This is a genomic window from Streptomyces sp. IMTB 2501 (assembly GCF_001953885.1).
Classification (GTDB): Bacteria; Actinomycetota; Actinomycetes; order Streptomycetales; family Streptomycetaceae; genus Streptomyces.
Window position 1 is genome coordinate 434,072 of the sequence record NZ_MQUS01000002.1, and the last position, 14,287, is coordinate 448,358.

General features: G+C 71.7%; 10 protein-coding genes and 3 pseudogenes. 5 read left to right on the plus strand and 8 right to left on the minus strand.

Going from position 1 to position 14,287, the window contains the following annotated elements; translation table 11 throughout:
• Positions 1 to 102: 102 nt before the first annotated feature.
• The 5 genes and pseudogenes from AV521_RS06180 to AV521_RS49110 form a co-directional block, all read right to left on the minus strand.
• Positions 103 to 1,122 (minus strand): polyprenyl synthetase family protein, encoded by a 1,020-nt coding sequence (locus AV521_RS06180; RefSeq protein ID WP_076084544.1) that lies wholly within the window; start codon positions 1,120 to 1,122, stop codon positions 103 to 105.
• Complete coding sequence (locus tag AV521_RS06185; protein ID WP_076084547.1) at positions 1,119 to 2,159, minus strand: lipopolysaccharide assembly protein LapB; 1,041 nt, start codon at positions 2,157 to 2,159, stop codon at positions 1,119 to 1,121. The genes AV521_RS06180 and AV521_RS06185 overlap by 4 nt, the downstream gene beginning before the upstream one ends.
• A gap of 156 nt (positions 2,160 to 2,315) precedes the next feature.
• On the minus strand, positions 2,316 to 2,993 hold the full coding sequence (locus AV521_RS06190) for an AIM24 family protein (protein WP_076084550.1): 678 nt from the start codon (positions 2,991 to 2,993) through the stop codon (positions 2,316 to 2,318).
• Positions 2,994 to 3,049: 56 nt separating this feature from the next.
• A pseudogene (locus AV521_RS50520) lies at positions 3,050 to 3,889 on the minus strand (CAP domain-containing protein); the annotation flags it as partial.
• Between the two features lie 705 nt (positions 3,890 to 4,594).
• Positions 4,595 to 5,140, minus strand: a pseudogene (locus AV521_RS49110) (TerD family protein); the annotation flags it as partial.
• 365 nt (positions 5,141 to 5,505) lie between these two features.
• Here AV521_RS49110 and AV521_RS06205 point away from each other — a divergent pair.
• Positions 5,506 to 7,278: a M4 family metallopeptidase gene (locus AV521_RS06205; protein ID WP_076084553.1), complete on the plus strand. Its 1,773-nt coding sequence runs from the start codon at positions 5,506 to 5,508 to the stop codon at positions 7,276 to 7,278.
• A 188-nt stretch (positions 7,279 to 7,466) separates the two neighbouring features.
• Positions 7,467 to 8,681 carry an SGNH/GDSL hydrolase family protein gene (locus AV521_RS06210; protein ID WP_076084556.1) on the plus strand — a complete coding sequence of 405 codons (1,215 nt, stop codon included), beginning with the start codon at positions 7,467 to 7,469 and terminating at the stop codon, positions 8,679 to 8,681.
• 18 nt (positions 8,682 to 8,699) lie between these two features.
• Here the strand turns inward: AV521_RS06210 and AV521_RS06215 are convergent, their stop codons facing one another.
• From AV521_RS06215 to AV521_RS06225, 3 genes are read right to left on the minus strand one after another with little or no spacing between them, the layout of a single operon-like run.
• Positions 8,700 to 9,050, minus strand: coding sequence for a UBP-type zinc finger domain-containing protein (locus tag AV521_RS06215; protein ID WP_076084559.1), 351 nt, complete (start codon positions 9,048 to 9,050; stop codon positions 8,700 to 8,702).
• Entirely contained in the window at positions 9,047 to 10,525 is a 1,479-nt protein-coding gene (locus AV521_RS06220; protein ID WP_076084562.1) for an ATP-binding protein, read from the minus strand. Before AV521_RS06220 ends, AV521_RS06215 begins: the two co-directional genes overlap by 4 nt.
• Positions 10,522 to 12,195 carry an FAD-dependent oxidoreductase gene (locus tag AV521_RS06225; RefSeq protein ID WP_076084565.1) on the minus strand — a complete coding sequence of 558 codons (1,674 nt, stop codon included), beginning with the start codon at positions 12,193 to 12,195 and terminating at the stop codon, positions 10,522 to 10,524. Before AV521_RS06225 ends, AV521_RS06220 begins: the two co-directional genes overlap by 4 nt.
• A gap of 29 nt (positions 12,196 to 12,224) precedes the next feature.
• Between AV521_RS06225 and AV521_RS49115 the strand changes: the two genes are divergently transcribed.
• From AV521_RS49115 to AV521_RS06235, 3 genes and pseudogenes are all read left to right on the plus strand, one after another.
• Positions 12,225 to 12,401, plus strand: a complete 177-nt coding sequence (locus AV521_RS49115; protein WP_179022868.1) for a hypothetical protein — start codon at positions 12,225 to 12,227, stop codon at positions 12,399 to 12,401.
• Between the two features lie 15 nt (positions 12,402 to 12,416).
• Positions 12,417 to 12,764, plus strand: a pseudogene (locus AV521_RS06230) (recombinase family protein); the annotation flags it as partial.
• A 3-nt stretch (positions 12,765 to 12,767) separates the two neighbouring features.
• Positions 12,768 to 13,835, plus strand: coding sequence for a nitrate/sulfonate/bicarbonate ABC transporter ATP-binding protein (locus AV521_RS06235; protein ID WP_076084571.1), 1,068 nt, complete (start codon positions 12,768 to 12,770; stop codon positions 13,833 to 13,835).
• The last annotated feature ends 452 nt before the right edge of the window (positions 13,836 to 14,287 follow it).

Here is a 14,287-nt window from a genome sequence, read left to right on the forward strand (position 1 = left end):
GGTGCTCCACCCTTCCGGCGCGGGGGTGTGGGCCGCGCCGATCGCACCCTGGCCCGCGCGGACGGCCGGGGTCAACTCGGTTTCACCGGTGACCGCGTGTGGTCACAGCTCCCGGTCCACCAGATGGTCCAGCAGCCGGCGCAGGTCCCCGGCCGCGCCTGCGGCCAGCGGCGCCCGCGCGAGCAGCTCCCGGGCGGCGGCCGTGTGCGCCCGGGCCTCGGCCAGCGCCGCCGTACGGCCGCCCGCCGCCTCGATCAGCACGGCGGCCTCCGCGGCCCGCCCCGGCGTGTCGAGCAGCTCGGGCAGCCCATGGGCCTTCGGGGAGCCGAGTGCGGCCAGCACGGGGTACGTCTTCTTGCGCTCGCGCAGATCGCCGCCCACGGGCTTGCCGGTGACCGCCGGGTCGCCCCACAGGCCCAGCACGTCGTCGACCAGCTGGAAGGCGACGCCGAGATGCCGTCCGGCCCGGTCCAGCGCGCCGGCCGTGGTCTCGTCGGCCCCGCCGAGCACGGCGCCCAGCGCGGCGGCACAGCCCAGCAGCGCGCCCGTCTTGCCCTCCGCCATCGCCCGGTACTCGCCCGGTGTCACCCGCTCCGGGCCGGTGCACGGCCGGGTGGCGAACAGCAGGTCGTCGGCCTGCCCTCGCACCAGATCGGCGAGCGCCGCGGACAGCAGCCGTACGGCGTCGGCCCCCTGCGGCACGGTGGCGAGGGTCTCCACCGCCAGCGCGAACAGGGCGTCACCGGCGAGCACCGCCGGGCCCGTGCCGTACGCCTTCCACACTGCGGGGCGCCGGCGCCGGGTCGGGTCGCCGTCCATGATGTCGTCGTGCAGCAGCGAGAAGGCATGCACCAGTTCCACCGCCACCGCCGCCGGGACACCGGCCCGCCCGTCGGCGCCCGCCGCCTCGGCGCCGAGCACCGCCAGCGCCTGCCGTACGCCCTTGCCGCCGGGCGCGGCGGCGGGCGCCCCGCCGACCTCGCACCAGCCGAAGGAGTACGCAGCCATCTCGGCCACCCACGGATGCAGCCGGCCCACCGCCTCCCGCAGCGCGGGCCGCACCAAGTCCCGGCATCTGGCGAGGACTTCGGGCGCCGACGGCGGGGCCTGTGTCGCGGTCATCGGGCCACCGCCGCAACCAGGCCGAACTCCTCCTGGGCCCGGGCCACCATCTCCCGGGCGTGCTTCAGTCCGCTCCGCTCCAACGTCCGTGCCAGGTCGGCGAGTTCGTCCGCCGTCTCCACGCGGTCCCGGCCCAGCTGCGCCAGCGACTTCGCCAGGCCCAGCCGGGCCAGCGCCTCGCCGCGCGGCTCGCTCATCGCGCGGAACTCCTGCAGCGCGAGCTGGTACAGGTCCCGCGCCTCGGCATAACGCCCGGCGCGGTACAGGACGTTGCCGCGCATCTTGTGGTTGTAGGCGAGCGCGCTGGAGAGGTTCATCGTGCGGCAGCCGGCCTCCGCCCGGGACAGCAGTTCCAGCGCCCCCTCGGTGTCCTTGTCGCGCACCGAGAGGATGTCGGCGAGCCCGCGCAGCGCCCAGGCGTGCCCGCGCCGGTCCTCCGCCCGCTCGGCTATCTCCGCCGCCTCCTCGAACAGTGCGTACGCCCGGTCGTGGTCGCCGGTGTTGCGGTGCATCTGCGCGATGCCCTCCAGCGCCCACACGGTGTGCCGGGCCTCACCGCGCCTGCGTGCCTCGGCCAGCAGCTGCTCGTGCAGCCGGCCGACCGCCGCGTAGTCGCCCTGGATCCGGCCGGTCTCCGCGAGGCCGGCCAGCGAGTAGCCGCGGACGACGACGTCCCCGCCGCGCTCGCCGAGCTCGGCCGCTAGCCCCAGCAGCCGCCAGGCCAGCGGGAAGGCCCCGCGCTGCCGGGCGAGGGTGCCGCCGCTCCACAGGGCCCATGCCATCGCCGCGGTGTCGCCGGCCGCGCGGGCGGCGCGGTAGCTCGCCTTCCAGGCCCGGTCCGCGTCTCCCACGTGGCCGAGCCGCCGGTGCGCCTCGGCGACGGCCAGCCCGCAGCGGGCCGCCTCGGCGGGGCGCCCGGACCGCTCGGCCTCGCGCAGCTTCTCGGTGCCCTCCGCCAGCACATCGACCAGCGAGGAGTTCACGGACAGGGTGGTCAGGGCGCCCTGGTACTCCGGGGCGAAGGCCTTGCCGTACATACGCGCCTTTCTATGCACGACGTGTATACATCGCGTGTATAGGGTGGGGGAAATACGCCCCGGCCGAAGGGACCGGGGCGTGTCGGTCTGTTACCGATCAAGACGCAGGTACGGCGAGGGGGGTTGCCCGTGTGGTGTGGGTCACCGTGTGAAGGGTCAGTGCTGCTGGGCCTTCTGCGGGGTCAGCTCACTCGGCCGTACCACCACGAAGCCCTCGCCCTGGAGCATCAGCTGCACGGCTTCCCCCGAACCGCCGCGCAGCATCGAGCCGATGGACTGGGATCGGTGCAGCGAGGTCTGCAGATGCGCGGTCCAGCCGACCACCGCGTCGGTGTCGACGTACACCGGGGACTGTGCGGAGACCGGGATGACCAGCGGGTTGCCCTCGCAGACGAGACCGAGCCGGCCCTGTCCGCTGAACACGCTGTTGAACAGGCCGCCGCCGGCGATACCCGAGCCCTTCACCGTCCTGATCTCGTACGACAGTGAGGCGTCGAAACACAGGACGTTGCGGCCGTTGACCGTGAACTGGTCACCGGGCTCGACCTCGACGATGAAACAGTTCTGCGCCTCGTGCGCGAACCAGGCCTCGCCCTGGCCGCGCACCGCCATCAGAGGCAGCCCCTCTCCGGTGACCGCACGCTTCAGCATGCCGCCGACGCCCTGGCCCTTGCGCTCGAACCTGAGGTCGCCCCGGTGGGCGACCATCGCGCCCTGGCGGGCGTACATCTCACCGCTCACGGCGTACCTGATGCACTTGGCGTTCTCGACGGACATGCCCGGCTCCACGGCCGGCCGCACCACGTGCGCACTGGAAAAGAGGTCACCCTTCATGCGGGGCATGGTGTCCCGGAGGATGTCATTCCGCCAAGATCACGGAACGTGCCCGGTCAGCCACCGAACAGCTGGGTCCAGTAGGTGCCCGCCCGGCCGCCGCCGGTGAAGCCGACGCCCATGTGGCCGAACTCCCGGTTCAGGATGTTGGCGCGGTGGCCGGGACTGTTCATCCAGCCGTCCACGACCTCGGCGGGGGAGCGCTGGCCGCAGGCGATGTTCTCGCCGATGGCGCGCCGGCGGGACCCGGCGGCCGCGGCCCGGTCCCAGGGCTGGGAGCCGTCGGGGGAGGTGTGGTCGTAGAAGCCGCGGGCCACCATGTCCGCGCAGTGCGCCTGCGCGGCGACCGTGAGCAGTGGGTCCGTCACGAGCGGCAGCAGACCGGCCCGGCCGCGCTCGGCGTTGGTGAGCGCGACCACCTCGGCGGCCGTGCGCGACAGCGCGTCTGGGGTGAGCGGGGCGGCCAACAGTGCGATCCAGTACCGGTCGCCGGCGTCGGCGCGAGCCAGGGCGGCGTGCCGGAAGGCCGGGTCGAGCAGGGTGCGCCGGGACCGGTCCGAGCCGAGGCAGAACTCCACGAACTCGGCCGGGGAGCGCGGACCGGACACGAGATGCTCGCCCACAGTGACGTACGCGTATCCGGCGCCGGTGATCCGCTGGTGCACCGAGACCCCGTCCCGTCCCTCGGCCCCGAGCCGCCCGGCATCCGCCATGGCCCGCGCATGGGCCCGCGCGGCGGACCCGAGACGCGAATCGGGTCCGACGGCACCCGAACCGGCCCGCACGCGGGCCGAGTTGACGAGACACAGGAACTCGTCCTCGAACCCTCCAACGAGTGACCCGGACCGTGTCCCTGCGGGGCCTGCCGGGGGTCGGTTGGTTGTTGGGTCTGGGGGGCCTACCGCGAGTGGGCCGGTCGTTGGGTCTGTGGAGCCGTCCGTGAGTCGGCTGGTTGTCGGATGCGGGGAGGTGCCCGTGAGTTGGCTGGCAGGCGGGTCCGGGGAGCCTCGTGTAAGTCGGCTGGTTGTCGGGTCTGTGGAGCCTTCCGTGGGTCGGCTGGTCGTCGGATCCGGGGAGGTGCCCGTGAGTTGGTTGGCACACGGGCCCAGGGAGCCTCGTGTAAGTCGGCTGGTTGTCGGGTCTGCGGTGCCTGCCGTGAGTCGGCTGGTTGTCGGATCTGCGGAGTCGCCCGTGGGTCGGCTGGTCGTCGGATCCGGGGAGTTGCCCGTGAGTTGGTTGGCAGGCGGGTCCGGGGAGTTTCGCGCAGGTCGGCCGGTGTTCGGGTCTGTGGAGCCTTCCGCAAGTCGGCTGGTTGTCGGATCCGCGGAGTCGCCCGTGAGTCGTCTGGTCGGCGGATCCGGGGAGGTGCCCGTGAGTTGGCTGGCGGACGGGTGCAGGGAGCCTCGTGTGAGTCGGCTGGTTGTCGGGTCTGTGGAGCCTTCCGTGGGTCGGCTGGTCGACGAACCCGGGGAGGTGACCGCGAGTTGGTTGGCAGACGGGCCCAGGGAGCCTCGCGTGCGTCGGCCGGACGGTGGCCCCACTGGGCCGTCCGTGCGTCGGCCGGACGGTGGCCCCGTCGGGTCGTGCGCAAGTCGGGCGGAGGGCGGTCGCGGGCCGGTCCCGGTCGGCGGAGCGGTAGCGACAGGCGCAGGCTGGCCGCCGTCGTCCGTGACCTCCATCCCGAAATCCCGGGCGAGCCCTGCCAGTCCGTCCGCGTACCCCTGACCGATCGCGCGCAGCTTCCAGCCGGTGCCCGGCCGCAGATACAGCTCGGCGAGCAGCAGCACGGTCTCCGGCCCGGGGGGCGGCGGCGTGAACCGGGCCACCGTGCGCCCCGAGCCGTCCGTGACCTCGAGGCGGGGAGCGGGCAGCCCGCCGAGCGGCGTACCGGGCTCGGCGGCGCTCACCACGACCGTGACCCGGCAGGCGCCGCCGCGCAGCCGGGCCGGGTCGACCAGCAGCCCGTCATCGCGCAGCCGGACACCTGGCGCCCGCGGCTGGTTGTAGAACACGAAGTCGGCGTCGGAGCCGGCCTTGCCGTCCGGGCCTCCGACGAGTCCGGACACGTCGAAGGGCCCGGTCACCCGCAGCAGCACCACACCGGCGGGCACCGGCACATTGCCCCCGGCGGTCAGCTCGCTCGTCACACAAAGGGCAACGCCCGCACCCCGCGCGGAGGTTCCCGCGAACCGGCCGGAAAGGGACGCGGCGCCGTGTCGACCTGCCGGCCAACCGTAGTGCCGTGGGTCACATTCCGGCCCTGGAACCCAGGGGATTGAGTCAACGTCTCCACAGCCAGCACACAGTTGGTCAGGCGGTGATCACTCTGTGGTGCACATTCGTAAAGGATTGCCATAAAAGGTAGCGAAATCGATCATTCCGTCTTTACGTGCACATGACCGATCCGTAAAGGTTACGCCTCGGGGCCCGACCAGCCCCCGTGACGCGCAACAGCGTCATGTCTCAAGGCGGTTGGTGATCCCTGCTGCCTTCGAACGAAGGACCCTGATCCTTGCGTAGACCGCACATACGCAGCGTCGCCGTCGCCATCGCGGTGACGACTGCTGCCACGGGCCTGGCCGGCACGGCATTCGCGGGTCCCACCACGGGGGTGGAACGGTCCTCGGCCTCCGCCACGACGAACGCCACGGCGGTGGAGGAGGCGGCGCGCACCGCGGCCTTCGCCCACGCCTCGGCAACCGGTGTCTCCCAGGGCGACGAACTGCACGCCGCGGACGTCATGCTCGACCCCGAGGGCGCGCGGCACGTCCGGTTCGCCCGTACGCACGACGGTATGCCGGTGCTCGGCGGTGACCTCGTCGTCCACCTCGACAACAAGCTGGCGTACACGGGCGTGACCCGCGCCGCCGGCCAGGCCGTCAAGCCGGCCGCCACGCAGGCCAAGCTGACCGCGGACCAGGCTGCCGCCAAGGCCGCTCAGGCCGCCAAGGGCGACGCGGGCAGCGCGCAGCTCGTCGTCGACGCGCGCGACGGCTCCGCCGCCCTCGCCTACCAGGTGACGGTGACCGACGAGCAGGGCACCAACACCGTCGTCGTCGACGCCGTCACCGGCAAGGTCCGCAGCAACACCCCCGACAGCGACGAGTTCCTGTCGCCGAAGCTGCTGGCGAACCTGCGCAAGCACGGCGAGACGATCGACCCGTCCACCGGCGCCGCCTCCCCCGAGGCCCTGCTCGGTTCCGGCGCAGCGGCGGGCTACCCGTCGGCGGCGAAGGGCACCGGCAAGACCCTCTTCGTCGGCAACGTCCCGCTGACCACCACGCAGACCTCGCGCGGCCACTACCAGCTCAAGGACCCGAGCCGGTACGGCACCGAGACGCGGGACGCCAAGGGCCAGACCACCGAGAAGTTCAGCGCGGGCACGGCGTTCACCAACACGACCGACGTGTGGGGCAACGGAGCCACCAGCAACCGGGCCAGCGCCGCCGCGGACGCCCAGTACGGCATCACCAAGACCCTGGACTTCTACAAGTCCACCTTCGGACGCAAGGGCATAGCCAACAACAGCAAGGCAGCCCAGGGCATGGTCCACTGGGGCAACAAGGTCGCCAACGCCTTCTGGGACCCGACCTGCAACTGCATGCTGTACGGCGACGGTGACGGCAAGACCTTCAAGAAGCCGCTCGTCGTCCTCGACGTCACCGGCCACGAGCTGACGCACGGCGTGGTCGACGCGACCGCCAAGCTGGAGCCGACCCACGTCGACTCCGACGGCAACCAGTACGGTGAGCCCGGCGCGCTGAACGAGTCGCTCGCGGATGTCTTCGGTTCGAACGTCGAGTTCTACGCCAACAACCCCAAGGACACGCCGGACTACCTGATCGGCGAGAAGCTGGGCCTCGCCCAGAAGTTCCTGCGCCGCCTCGACCACCCGTCGCTCGACAAGCTCGAGGGCACGATCGACTACTGGTCGCCGGACACGTACTACACCGAGGTGCACGCCGGTTCCGGTGTCTCCTCGCACGCCTACTACCTCCTCGCGGAGGGCAGCGGCAAGAAGACCATCAACGGGGTCGCCTACGACTCGCCGACCTACGACCACTCCACGGTCAAGGGCATCGGCCGCGCCAAGGCCACCGCGATCTTCTACCGTGCGCTCACCCGCTACATGGTCTCCACGACCGACTTCCACGACGCGCGCGTCGCGACGCTGAAGGCGGCCTCGGACCTGTACGGCGCGAACAGCACCGAGTACAAGACGGTGGACAAGGCGTGGGCCGCGGTCAACGTCACCGCCGCCAACACGCCGGCCCCGCGTCACTGACGTACGGCCGCAACCACGGATGCCCCGCCTCGCGCGGGGCATCCGCATACCCCCGTACGGACCCGGAACCCGCCGAGGTGCATTCGCGCGGCGCCCGCGGCACCATGACCTCCGTGGAGTACGCAGGCACGTCCCGGACGGTCCACAGGCGACCCGACGGGTCCGTCACGCTCCGGGGACCTCGGCCGATGACCGGCCGGACCGGCCGCGGCTGCCGTATCGCCGCCGCCCTGCTCACGACTGTGGCCTGCCAGCCCAAGGCCGTCGGGGCGGACGCCCTGCCCGCGTCCGCGGAGCGGGCTTCCGGGGTCGTCACCTGGGCGGCGAGCGCCGACCACATCGGCGAGGGCATCGCCGGCCGGAGCTACCGGCTGATCGTGCACACCAGCGTCGGCGGAACCGGCCTGCGCGTCCGCGTCACCAACGCCTTCGGTGACCGGCCGCTCACTCTGGACAGCGGCTACGTCGGCCGGAGCGGCCGGGCCGCACTGCGCCCCGGCAGCAACCGGCGGCTCACCTTCGGCGGCGCCCGCACGCTCACCGTGCCCGTGGGCGCCGTCGCCTGGAGCGACCCGCTGCCCGGCACCTGGCCGGCCGGCACCGACCTGGCCGTCAGCCTGCACACCCCGGACGCGGCCGGCCCGGCCAGTGGCCACTTGCTCGCGATGCAGACGTCGTACACCGGCCCGGGGGACCACACCGCCGAGGAGAGTGCCCGCAACTGGGACTGGACGACCGGCTCCTGGTGGTACCTGGACGCCGTGTCCGTGCGGCCCTCCCGCGCGGCCACCGGGGCCGTGGTCGCGCTGGGCGACTCCCTCACCGACGGCCGGCGGTCCACCCCCGACCTGAACCGACGCTGGCCCGACTACCTGGCCCGGCGCCTGCACACCGCCCGCACGGAGGTCAAAGGCGTCGCCGACGAAGGCGTCTCCGGCAACCAGGTCCTCGCGGACGACGCCGGGCCGAGCGCCCTGGAGCGGCTGGACCGGGACGTCCTGTCCCAGCCCGGGGTGCGCACCGTGTTCCTCTTCGAGGGCGTGAACGACGTCAAGGCGCACACCGGCGTCACCGCGGCCGACCTGATCGCCGGATACCAGGAGATCGCCCAGCGGGTGCACAGCGCAGGGAAGTGCGTCGTCGTCGCGACGGTCGGGCCGTTCAAGGGCTGGCCCGAATGGGATCCGGCCGCCGAGTCGGTACGCCAGGAGGTCAACCGACTGCTGCGCGGCAGCCGGGGCTTCGACGCCCTCACCGATTTCGACCGCGTCCTGCGCAGCCCGCAGGACCCCGAGCGGATCCTGCCGTCCTTCGACAGCGGTGACCATCTGCACCCCGACGACAGGGGGATGCGGGCGCTGGCCGACGCCGTCGACCCGGACCACCTGAACTGCGCCCGCTGACCCGGGCCGACCGGTGGCTCAGCGCAGTGTCTCGGCCCAGTTCGCCGGGACCCTGCCTTCCGGGCCCGGCACCGGCTGGTCGGCGGGGTGGCTGGCGGGTGGGGCGAGTTCGGGGCCGGTGGGGTACAGCTCGTCGGTCGCGTAGTTCCAGAACCAGGCCTCGCCCGGCTCGAAGCTGCGGATCACCGGATGTCCCGTGGCGTGGTAGTGGGCGGTGGCGTGTTTCTCGGGGGAGTCGTCGCAGCAGCCGATGTGCCCGCACTGCGCGCACCGGCGCAGATGGAACCACCAGCCGCCCGCCTCCTCGCACTCCGCACAGCCGGTACCGCTGGGCGGGACGTTCACGTCGTACCCCTCGACGATTCTCATACAGCTTCCTCCGCTTGTTCCACGGGCGACTCGGGCGACTCGGACGGGTCGGCGGTCAGGGGCAGCAGCACCTGGAAGCGGGTGTCGCCGGGCACCGACTCCACCCGCAGGGTGCCGTGGTGCTTGTTGACGACGATCCGCCAGGAGATGTCCAGGCCGAGCCCGGTGCCCTCGCCGACCGGTTTCGTGGTGAAGAACGGGTCGAAGATCCGGTCCTTGATCTCGGGCGGGACGCCGGTCCCGGTGTCCCGGAACTCCACCAGCAGCCGCTCGTGGTCGAGTCCGGTCCGCACGGTCAACGTGCCTGTGCCGCCCGCGCTGTTGATGGCGGAGACCGCGTTGTCGATCAGGTTGGTCCACACCTGATTCAGCTCCGCCGGATAGGCGGGCACCGGCGGGAGTGCGCGGTCGTACTCCTTGACGACCTCGATCCCGGCGCCGATCTTGCCGGACAGCATCAGCATGGTGCTGTCGAGGAGTTCGTGCACGTCCACCACCCGGTACGGCGCCCGGTCCAGCTGCGAGTACTGCTTGGCCGCGTCGACGAGATGCGAGATACGGGTGGTGGAGTCCTCGATCTCGTTCATCAACAGCTCGGTCTCGATGGTGTAGTTCAGCCAGGCGACCGCGTTGACGAGGATCTCCTCGTCCACGGCGGCCGCGACCTGCTCCAGCCAGTCGACGTCCAGCCCGGCCTGCACGAAGGTGGGCGCCGCCTGCCAGCCGTAGTCGATCCCGTGGTCCTCCAGCCAGTCGGTGAGCAGGTCCTCCCGGTCGGCGGCCTCCAGCGGACTGAGTGCCGGGGCCTTGGCGACCCGTTCGGCGGTGCGCTCCTGGATCTCGATCAGGCTTGCCAACTGGTCGCGGGAGAAGGGACCTTCGGCGATGACGGCGAGCTTGTGCCGCATCTTCGCGACCCTCTCGCGCAGGGTGGCGGTGGCCCGGATCGCTGCCGCCGCCGGATTGTTCAGCTCGTGCGTGAGCCCGGCCGACAGCGAGCCGAGGGCCAGCAGCCGCTCCCGCTGACCGATCGTCGCCTGGGTGTTCTTCGCCCCGAAGAACAGGCCCTCCAGCAGATGTACGGCCATCGGGAACCACTCGGTCATGACGTCCGCGAAGATGTCCGCCGGCAGCACGAAGAACCGCGTCGGCTCGGTCACCCGCATCGAGTTGTTGTAGACCTGCCGCACCCGGTCGCCCAGGTAGGCCTGCATCGCGCCCGCGTACACCCCGCTCTGCGACGTGCGGGTGACCTCCACGTCGTCACCGGCGACCCGGCGGGAGAGCACGACGGTGCCCTCGATCATCACGAAGAAGCAGGTGGCGGGGTCGCCCTCGGTGTACACCGGGCCGGGCTGGAACAGCTCCACCCGCCCTTCGGTGCACAACCGTCCGAGCTGCTCGGGGCTCAGCTTCTCGAAGAGGAACAGCGAGCCGATCTCCTTGGGGCTGCACGGCATGATCCGACCGCTCATGACTGCTCCAGATACCGGTGGACGAGCATGACGGCCATCGCTCCCTCGCCGACTGCGGACGCGACGCGCTTGGCGGACTCGGCCCGCGCGTCACCCGCGACGAACACGCCGGGAACGCTGGTCTCCAGGTGGTACGGCGGCCGGTCCAGCTCCCAGCCGGCCGGCGGCCGCCCGTCGGCGGTCAGATCGGGCCCGGCGAGGATGAACCCGCGCTCGTCGCGCAGCACCGCCTCGCCCAGCCAGTCGGTCAGCGGGGCGGCACCGATGAACACGAACATCCAGTGCGCGTCGACCCGTTCGCTGTCCCCGGTCACCGTGTGACGCAGCGTCAGGTGCTCCAGGCGGTCCGAGCCGTGCGCCTCGTCCACCACCGTGTGCGGGCGCACCGAGATGTTCGGCGCCTCGTTGATCTGCTGGATCAGGTAGTGCGACATCGAGGCCGACAGATCGGCGCCGCGCACCAGCAGCGTCACCGACTTCGCGCCCCGGGACAGATACATCGCTGCCTGGCCCGCCGAGTTGGCGCCGCCGACGATGTACACGTCCTGCCCCTGGCAGGAGGCCGCCTCGGTCAGCGCCGAGCCGTAGAACACCCCGCAGCCGGTCAGATCGGTGCAGCCGGTGGCCTCCAGCTGGCGGTACTGCACGCCGGTCGCGAGGATCACACTGTGCGCGGCGATCGCCGAGCCGTCCGCGAACCGTACGACCCGGGCGGCGCCGTTGACCTCGAGTCCCGTCACCTCACGGGCCGTCAGGATCTCGGCGCCGAACTTGGCGGCCTGCCGGCGCGCCCGGTTGGTGAGCTGGGCGCCGGAGACCCCGTCGGGGAAGCCCAGGTAGTTCTCGATCCGGGAGCTCTGCCCGGCCTGCCCGCCGGTCGCCGACCGCTCGACGAGCACGGTCCTGAGGCCTTCCGAGGCCCCGTACACGGCCGCACCGAGCCCGGCCGGCCCGCCGCCGATCACGATGAGGTCGTAGAAGTCGGCGGTCGGTGTCGTGGCCAGCCCCACCCGGGCGGCCAGTTCGGGCGCCTCGGGCTCGACCAGGGCCGTGCCGTCCGGGGTGATCACCAGCGGCAGCCGCTGCCCGTCCTGCCCGGCGGCCGCCAGCAGCCGCTGCCCCTCGGGCTCCTCCACCGAGTACCAGCGGTACGGCACCTGATTGCGGGCAAGGAACTCACGCACGTCCGACGACCGCGCCGACCAGCGGTGCCCGACGACCTTCGTGCTGGGCACGGGCCGGTAGGCGCTGGTGCGCCAGGCGTCCAGCAGGTCGTCCAGGACCGGGTAGAGCTTCTCCTCCGGCGGGTCCCAGGGCTTGAGCAGATAGTGGTCCAGATCGACCACGTTGATCGCGTCGATCGCCGCGTTGGTGTCGGCGTACGCGGTGAGCAGCACCCGGCGCGCCCCCGGATAGACGTCCAGCGCCTGTTCCAGGAACTCGATGCCGTTCATCTGCGGCATCCGGTAGTCGGCGAGGATCACCGCCACCAGATCGCCGCGCAGCTTCAGCTCGCGCAGCGCCTGCAGCGCGGACTCCCCGGACTCCGCGCGTACGATCCGGTACGACTCGCCGTAGCGCCGCCGCAGATCGCGGGCGATGGCACGGGAGACCCCCGGGTCGTCGTCCACGGTCAGAATTACACCTACGGTGGATTGGGCAGGAGACATAGCGCGACCGTAAGGGATGGGGGAGGGCCATGGCGACGGTAATGGGGACACGGACGGCGCGGGAGTACTTGCGGGTGTCCAAGGGCAAGGGGAAGACCGCTCGCAGCATCACCGACCAGCGCCGGGACAACATCGCGGCCGAGGCCGTCCACGGCCCGTGGACGTGGGGCGAGCCGTACAAGGACACCGGCAGTGCCAGCAAGTAGGCGACCAAGACCCGCGACGACTTCGAGAAGCTGCTGGCCGACCTGACGTCCGGCGCGTTCGGCGACCCGGGCGACGTCCTCGTGCTGTGGGAGGTCAGCCGACTCGCCCGCGAGACCGGTCAGGGCGTGGCCCTGATCGACGCGGCGGAGGCGGGCGGCTACCTCATCCACGTGACCAGCCTGGACCGCACCTTCAACCCGCGCAACTACGGCGACCGGCACAGCTTGATCAGCGGCATCAACGACGCGGAGAAGGAGGCCCGGCTGCTCAGCGTCCGTACGCTCAGGGGCGTGAACTCCGCAGTCGGCGAGGCCGCCCCCACGGCAGGATCCCCTTCGGGTACCGGCCCACCTACGAGCTGATGCGTGCCGCCGTCATGCGAAGAGGGTGGGCGGACACGGCGAGGGCCTTGCCGAATTGGACTCGGGCTGAAGGCCCAGGGCGTCGCGGGGGAGGAGCGCCGCGAGCGCGCGCTGAAGGCGATCGACCTGATCGACCTGGGCGGCTTCGAGTCCGCCTACCCCAAGGAGCTGTCCGGCGGTATGCGCCAGCGGGTCGGCTTCGCCCGCGGCATCGTCGTGGAGCCGGACGCGCTGCTGATGGACGAGCCCTTCTCCGCCCTGGATGTGCTCACTGCGGAGAACCTGCGCAACGAACTGGTCGGCCTGTGGGAGGGGCACGAGGCCCCGGTGAAGTCGATCCTGATCGTCACCCACAACATCGAGGAGGCGGTGCTGCTGGCCGACCGCATCCTGGTGCTGTCCTCCAACCCCGGCCGCATCCAGGCGGAACTCAAAGTCGGCCTCCCCCGGCCCCGCGACCGCAACAGCCCCCGCTTCGAGTCCATCGTCGACACCGTCTACGACATCCTCACCGGCCGCGAGGAGGCCGCCGCCGCCCCCGCCGCGGCCGCCGTCGCCCGCCCCGCGCCGACGCCGACGAACGCGCCGCTGCCGGACGTCAGCGTCGGCGGGCTCGCCGGTCTCCTCGAAATCCTCGTCGCCCGCGGCGGACAGGACGGCCTGGCGGAGATCGCCGACGAACTCAGCTTCGAGATCGACGACCTGCTGCCTCTGGTCGACACCGCCGTCATGCTCCAGCTGGCTCATGTCGACGGAGTCGGTATCGCCATCACCGACGCCGGGCGGGAGTTCGTCGCCGCCGATATCCTCACCAGCAAGCAGCTCTTCGCCCGCCACGTCGCGAAACACGCCCCACTGGTCCGCGCCATCATCCAGGGCCTGACCGCCACCGACGGCCACACCCTGCGCGAGGGCTTCTTCCTCGACCAGCTCCGCCGCGGATGCTCCGCCGAGGAAGCCCGCAACCAGCTGGAGACCGCCATCGACGGGGGCCGCTACGCCGAGCTGTACGACTACGGCCGCGACGGCGCCAGACTCACCCTCGAACCCGGCGCCCAGAAATACCTGTGACGGGCAGAGGCCGGTGGTACACCGGCCACAGGTGCCCTGCCGACGCGCGGCGTCCCGGTCATGGCTCACGCGGAGAAGCTGATGAAGAAGAAGTACCTGCCGTACCTGGTGATCCTCGCGGTCTTGGCCTGGATCGCCATCCTCGTTCTGTGGAAGTGAGCCCGTGAGTAGGGGACCTGCCCAGGTTCCCGTACACCGGTGGTCGGGGGCGGTGGCGAGGTGGTGGGCCGGCTCGCCGGCGTCGTCTTGCGGCTGTGGCGGCGCGACTGTCAGCGGGATACCGGGCTGGTCGTACAAGTGGGTGGACGCGAGGTAGTCCTGCCCGCCGAACAGGTCGTCGCCCCGGGCTGGTGAGCCCGGGAAGGACCTGCGCCACGGCGAACGGCGCGAGGGCGAGGTGCGCGTTCAGCTGAAATGGGTGGGTCGTCGCCGAAGTCCAGGTCCGGCTCTGT

Excerpts from the sequence above, each read along its gene's own strand:
- AV521_RS06185 (WP_076084547.1), bottom strand. The coding sequence starts at position 2,159 with ATGTACGGCAAGGCCTTCGCCCCGGAGTACCAGGGCGCCCTGACCACC.
- AV521_RS06190 (WP_076084550.1), bottom strand. The coding sequence starts at position 2,993 with ATGAAGGGTGACCTCTTTTCCAGTGCGCACGTGGTGCGGCCGGCCGTG.
- AV521_RS06225 (WP_076084565.1), bottom strand. The coding sequence starts at position 12,195 with ATGTCTCCTGCCCAATCCACCGTAGGTGTAATTCTGACCGTGGACGAC.
- AV521_RS06215 (WP_076084559.1), bottom strand. The coding sequence starts at position 9,050 with ATGAGAATCGTCGAGGGGTACGACGTGAACGTCCCGCCCAGCGGTACC.
- AV521_RS49115 (WP_179022868.1), top strand. The coding sequence starts at position 12,225 with ATGGCGACGGTAATGGGGACACGGACGGCGCGGGAGTACTTGCGGGTG.
- AV521_RS06220 (WP_076084562.1), bottom strand. The coding sequence starts at position 10,525 with ATGAGCGGTCGGATCATGCCGTGCAGCCCCAAGGAGATCGGCTCGCTG.
- AV521_RS06180 (WP_076084544.1), bottom strand. The coding sequence starts at position 1,122 with ATGACCGCGACACAGGCCCCGCCGTCGGCGCCCGAAGTCCTCGCCAGA.
- AV521_RS06210 (WP_076084556.1), top strand. The coding sequence starts at position 7,467 with ATGACCGGCCGGACCGGCCGCGGCTGCCGTATCGCCGCCGCCCTGCTC.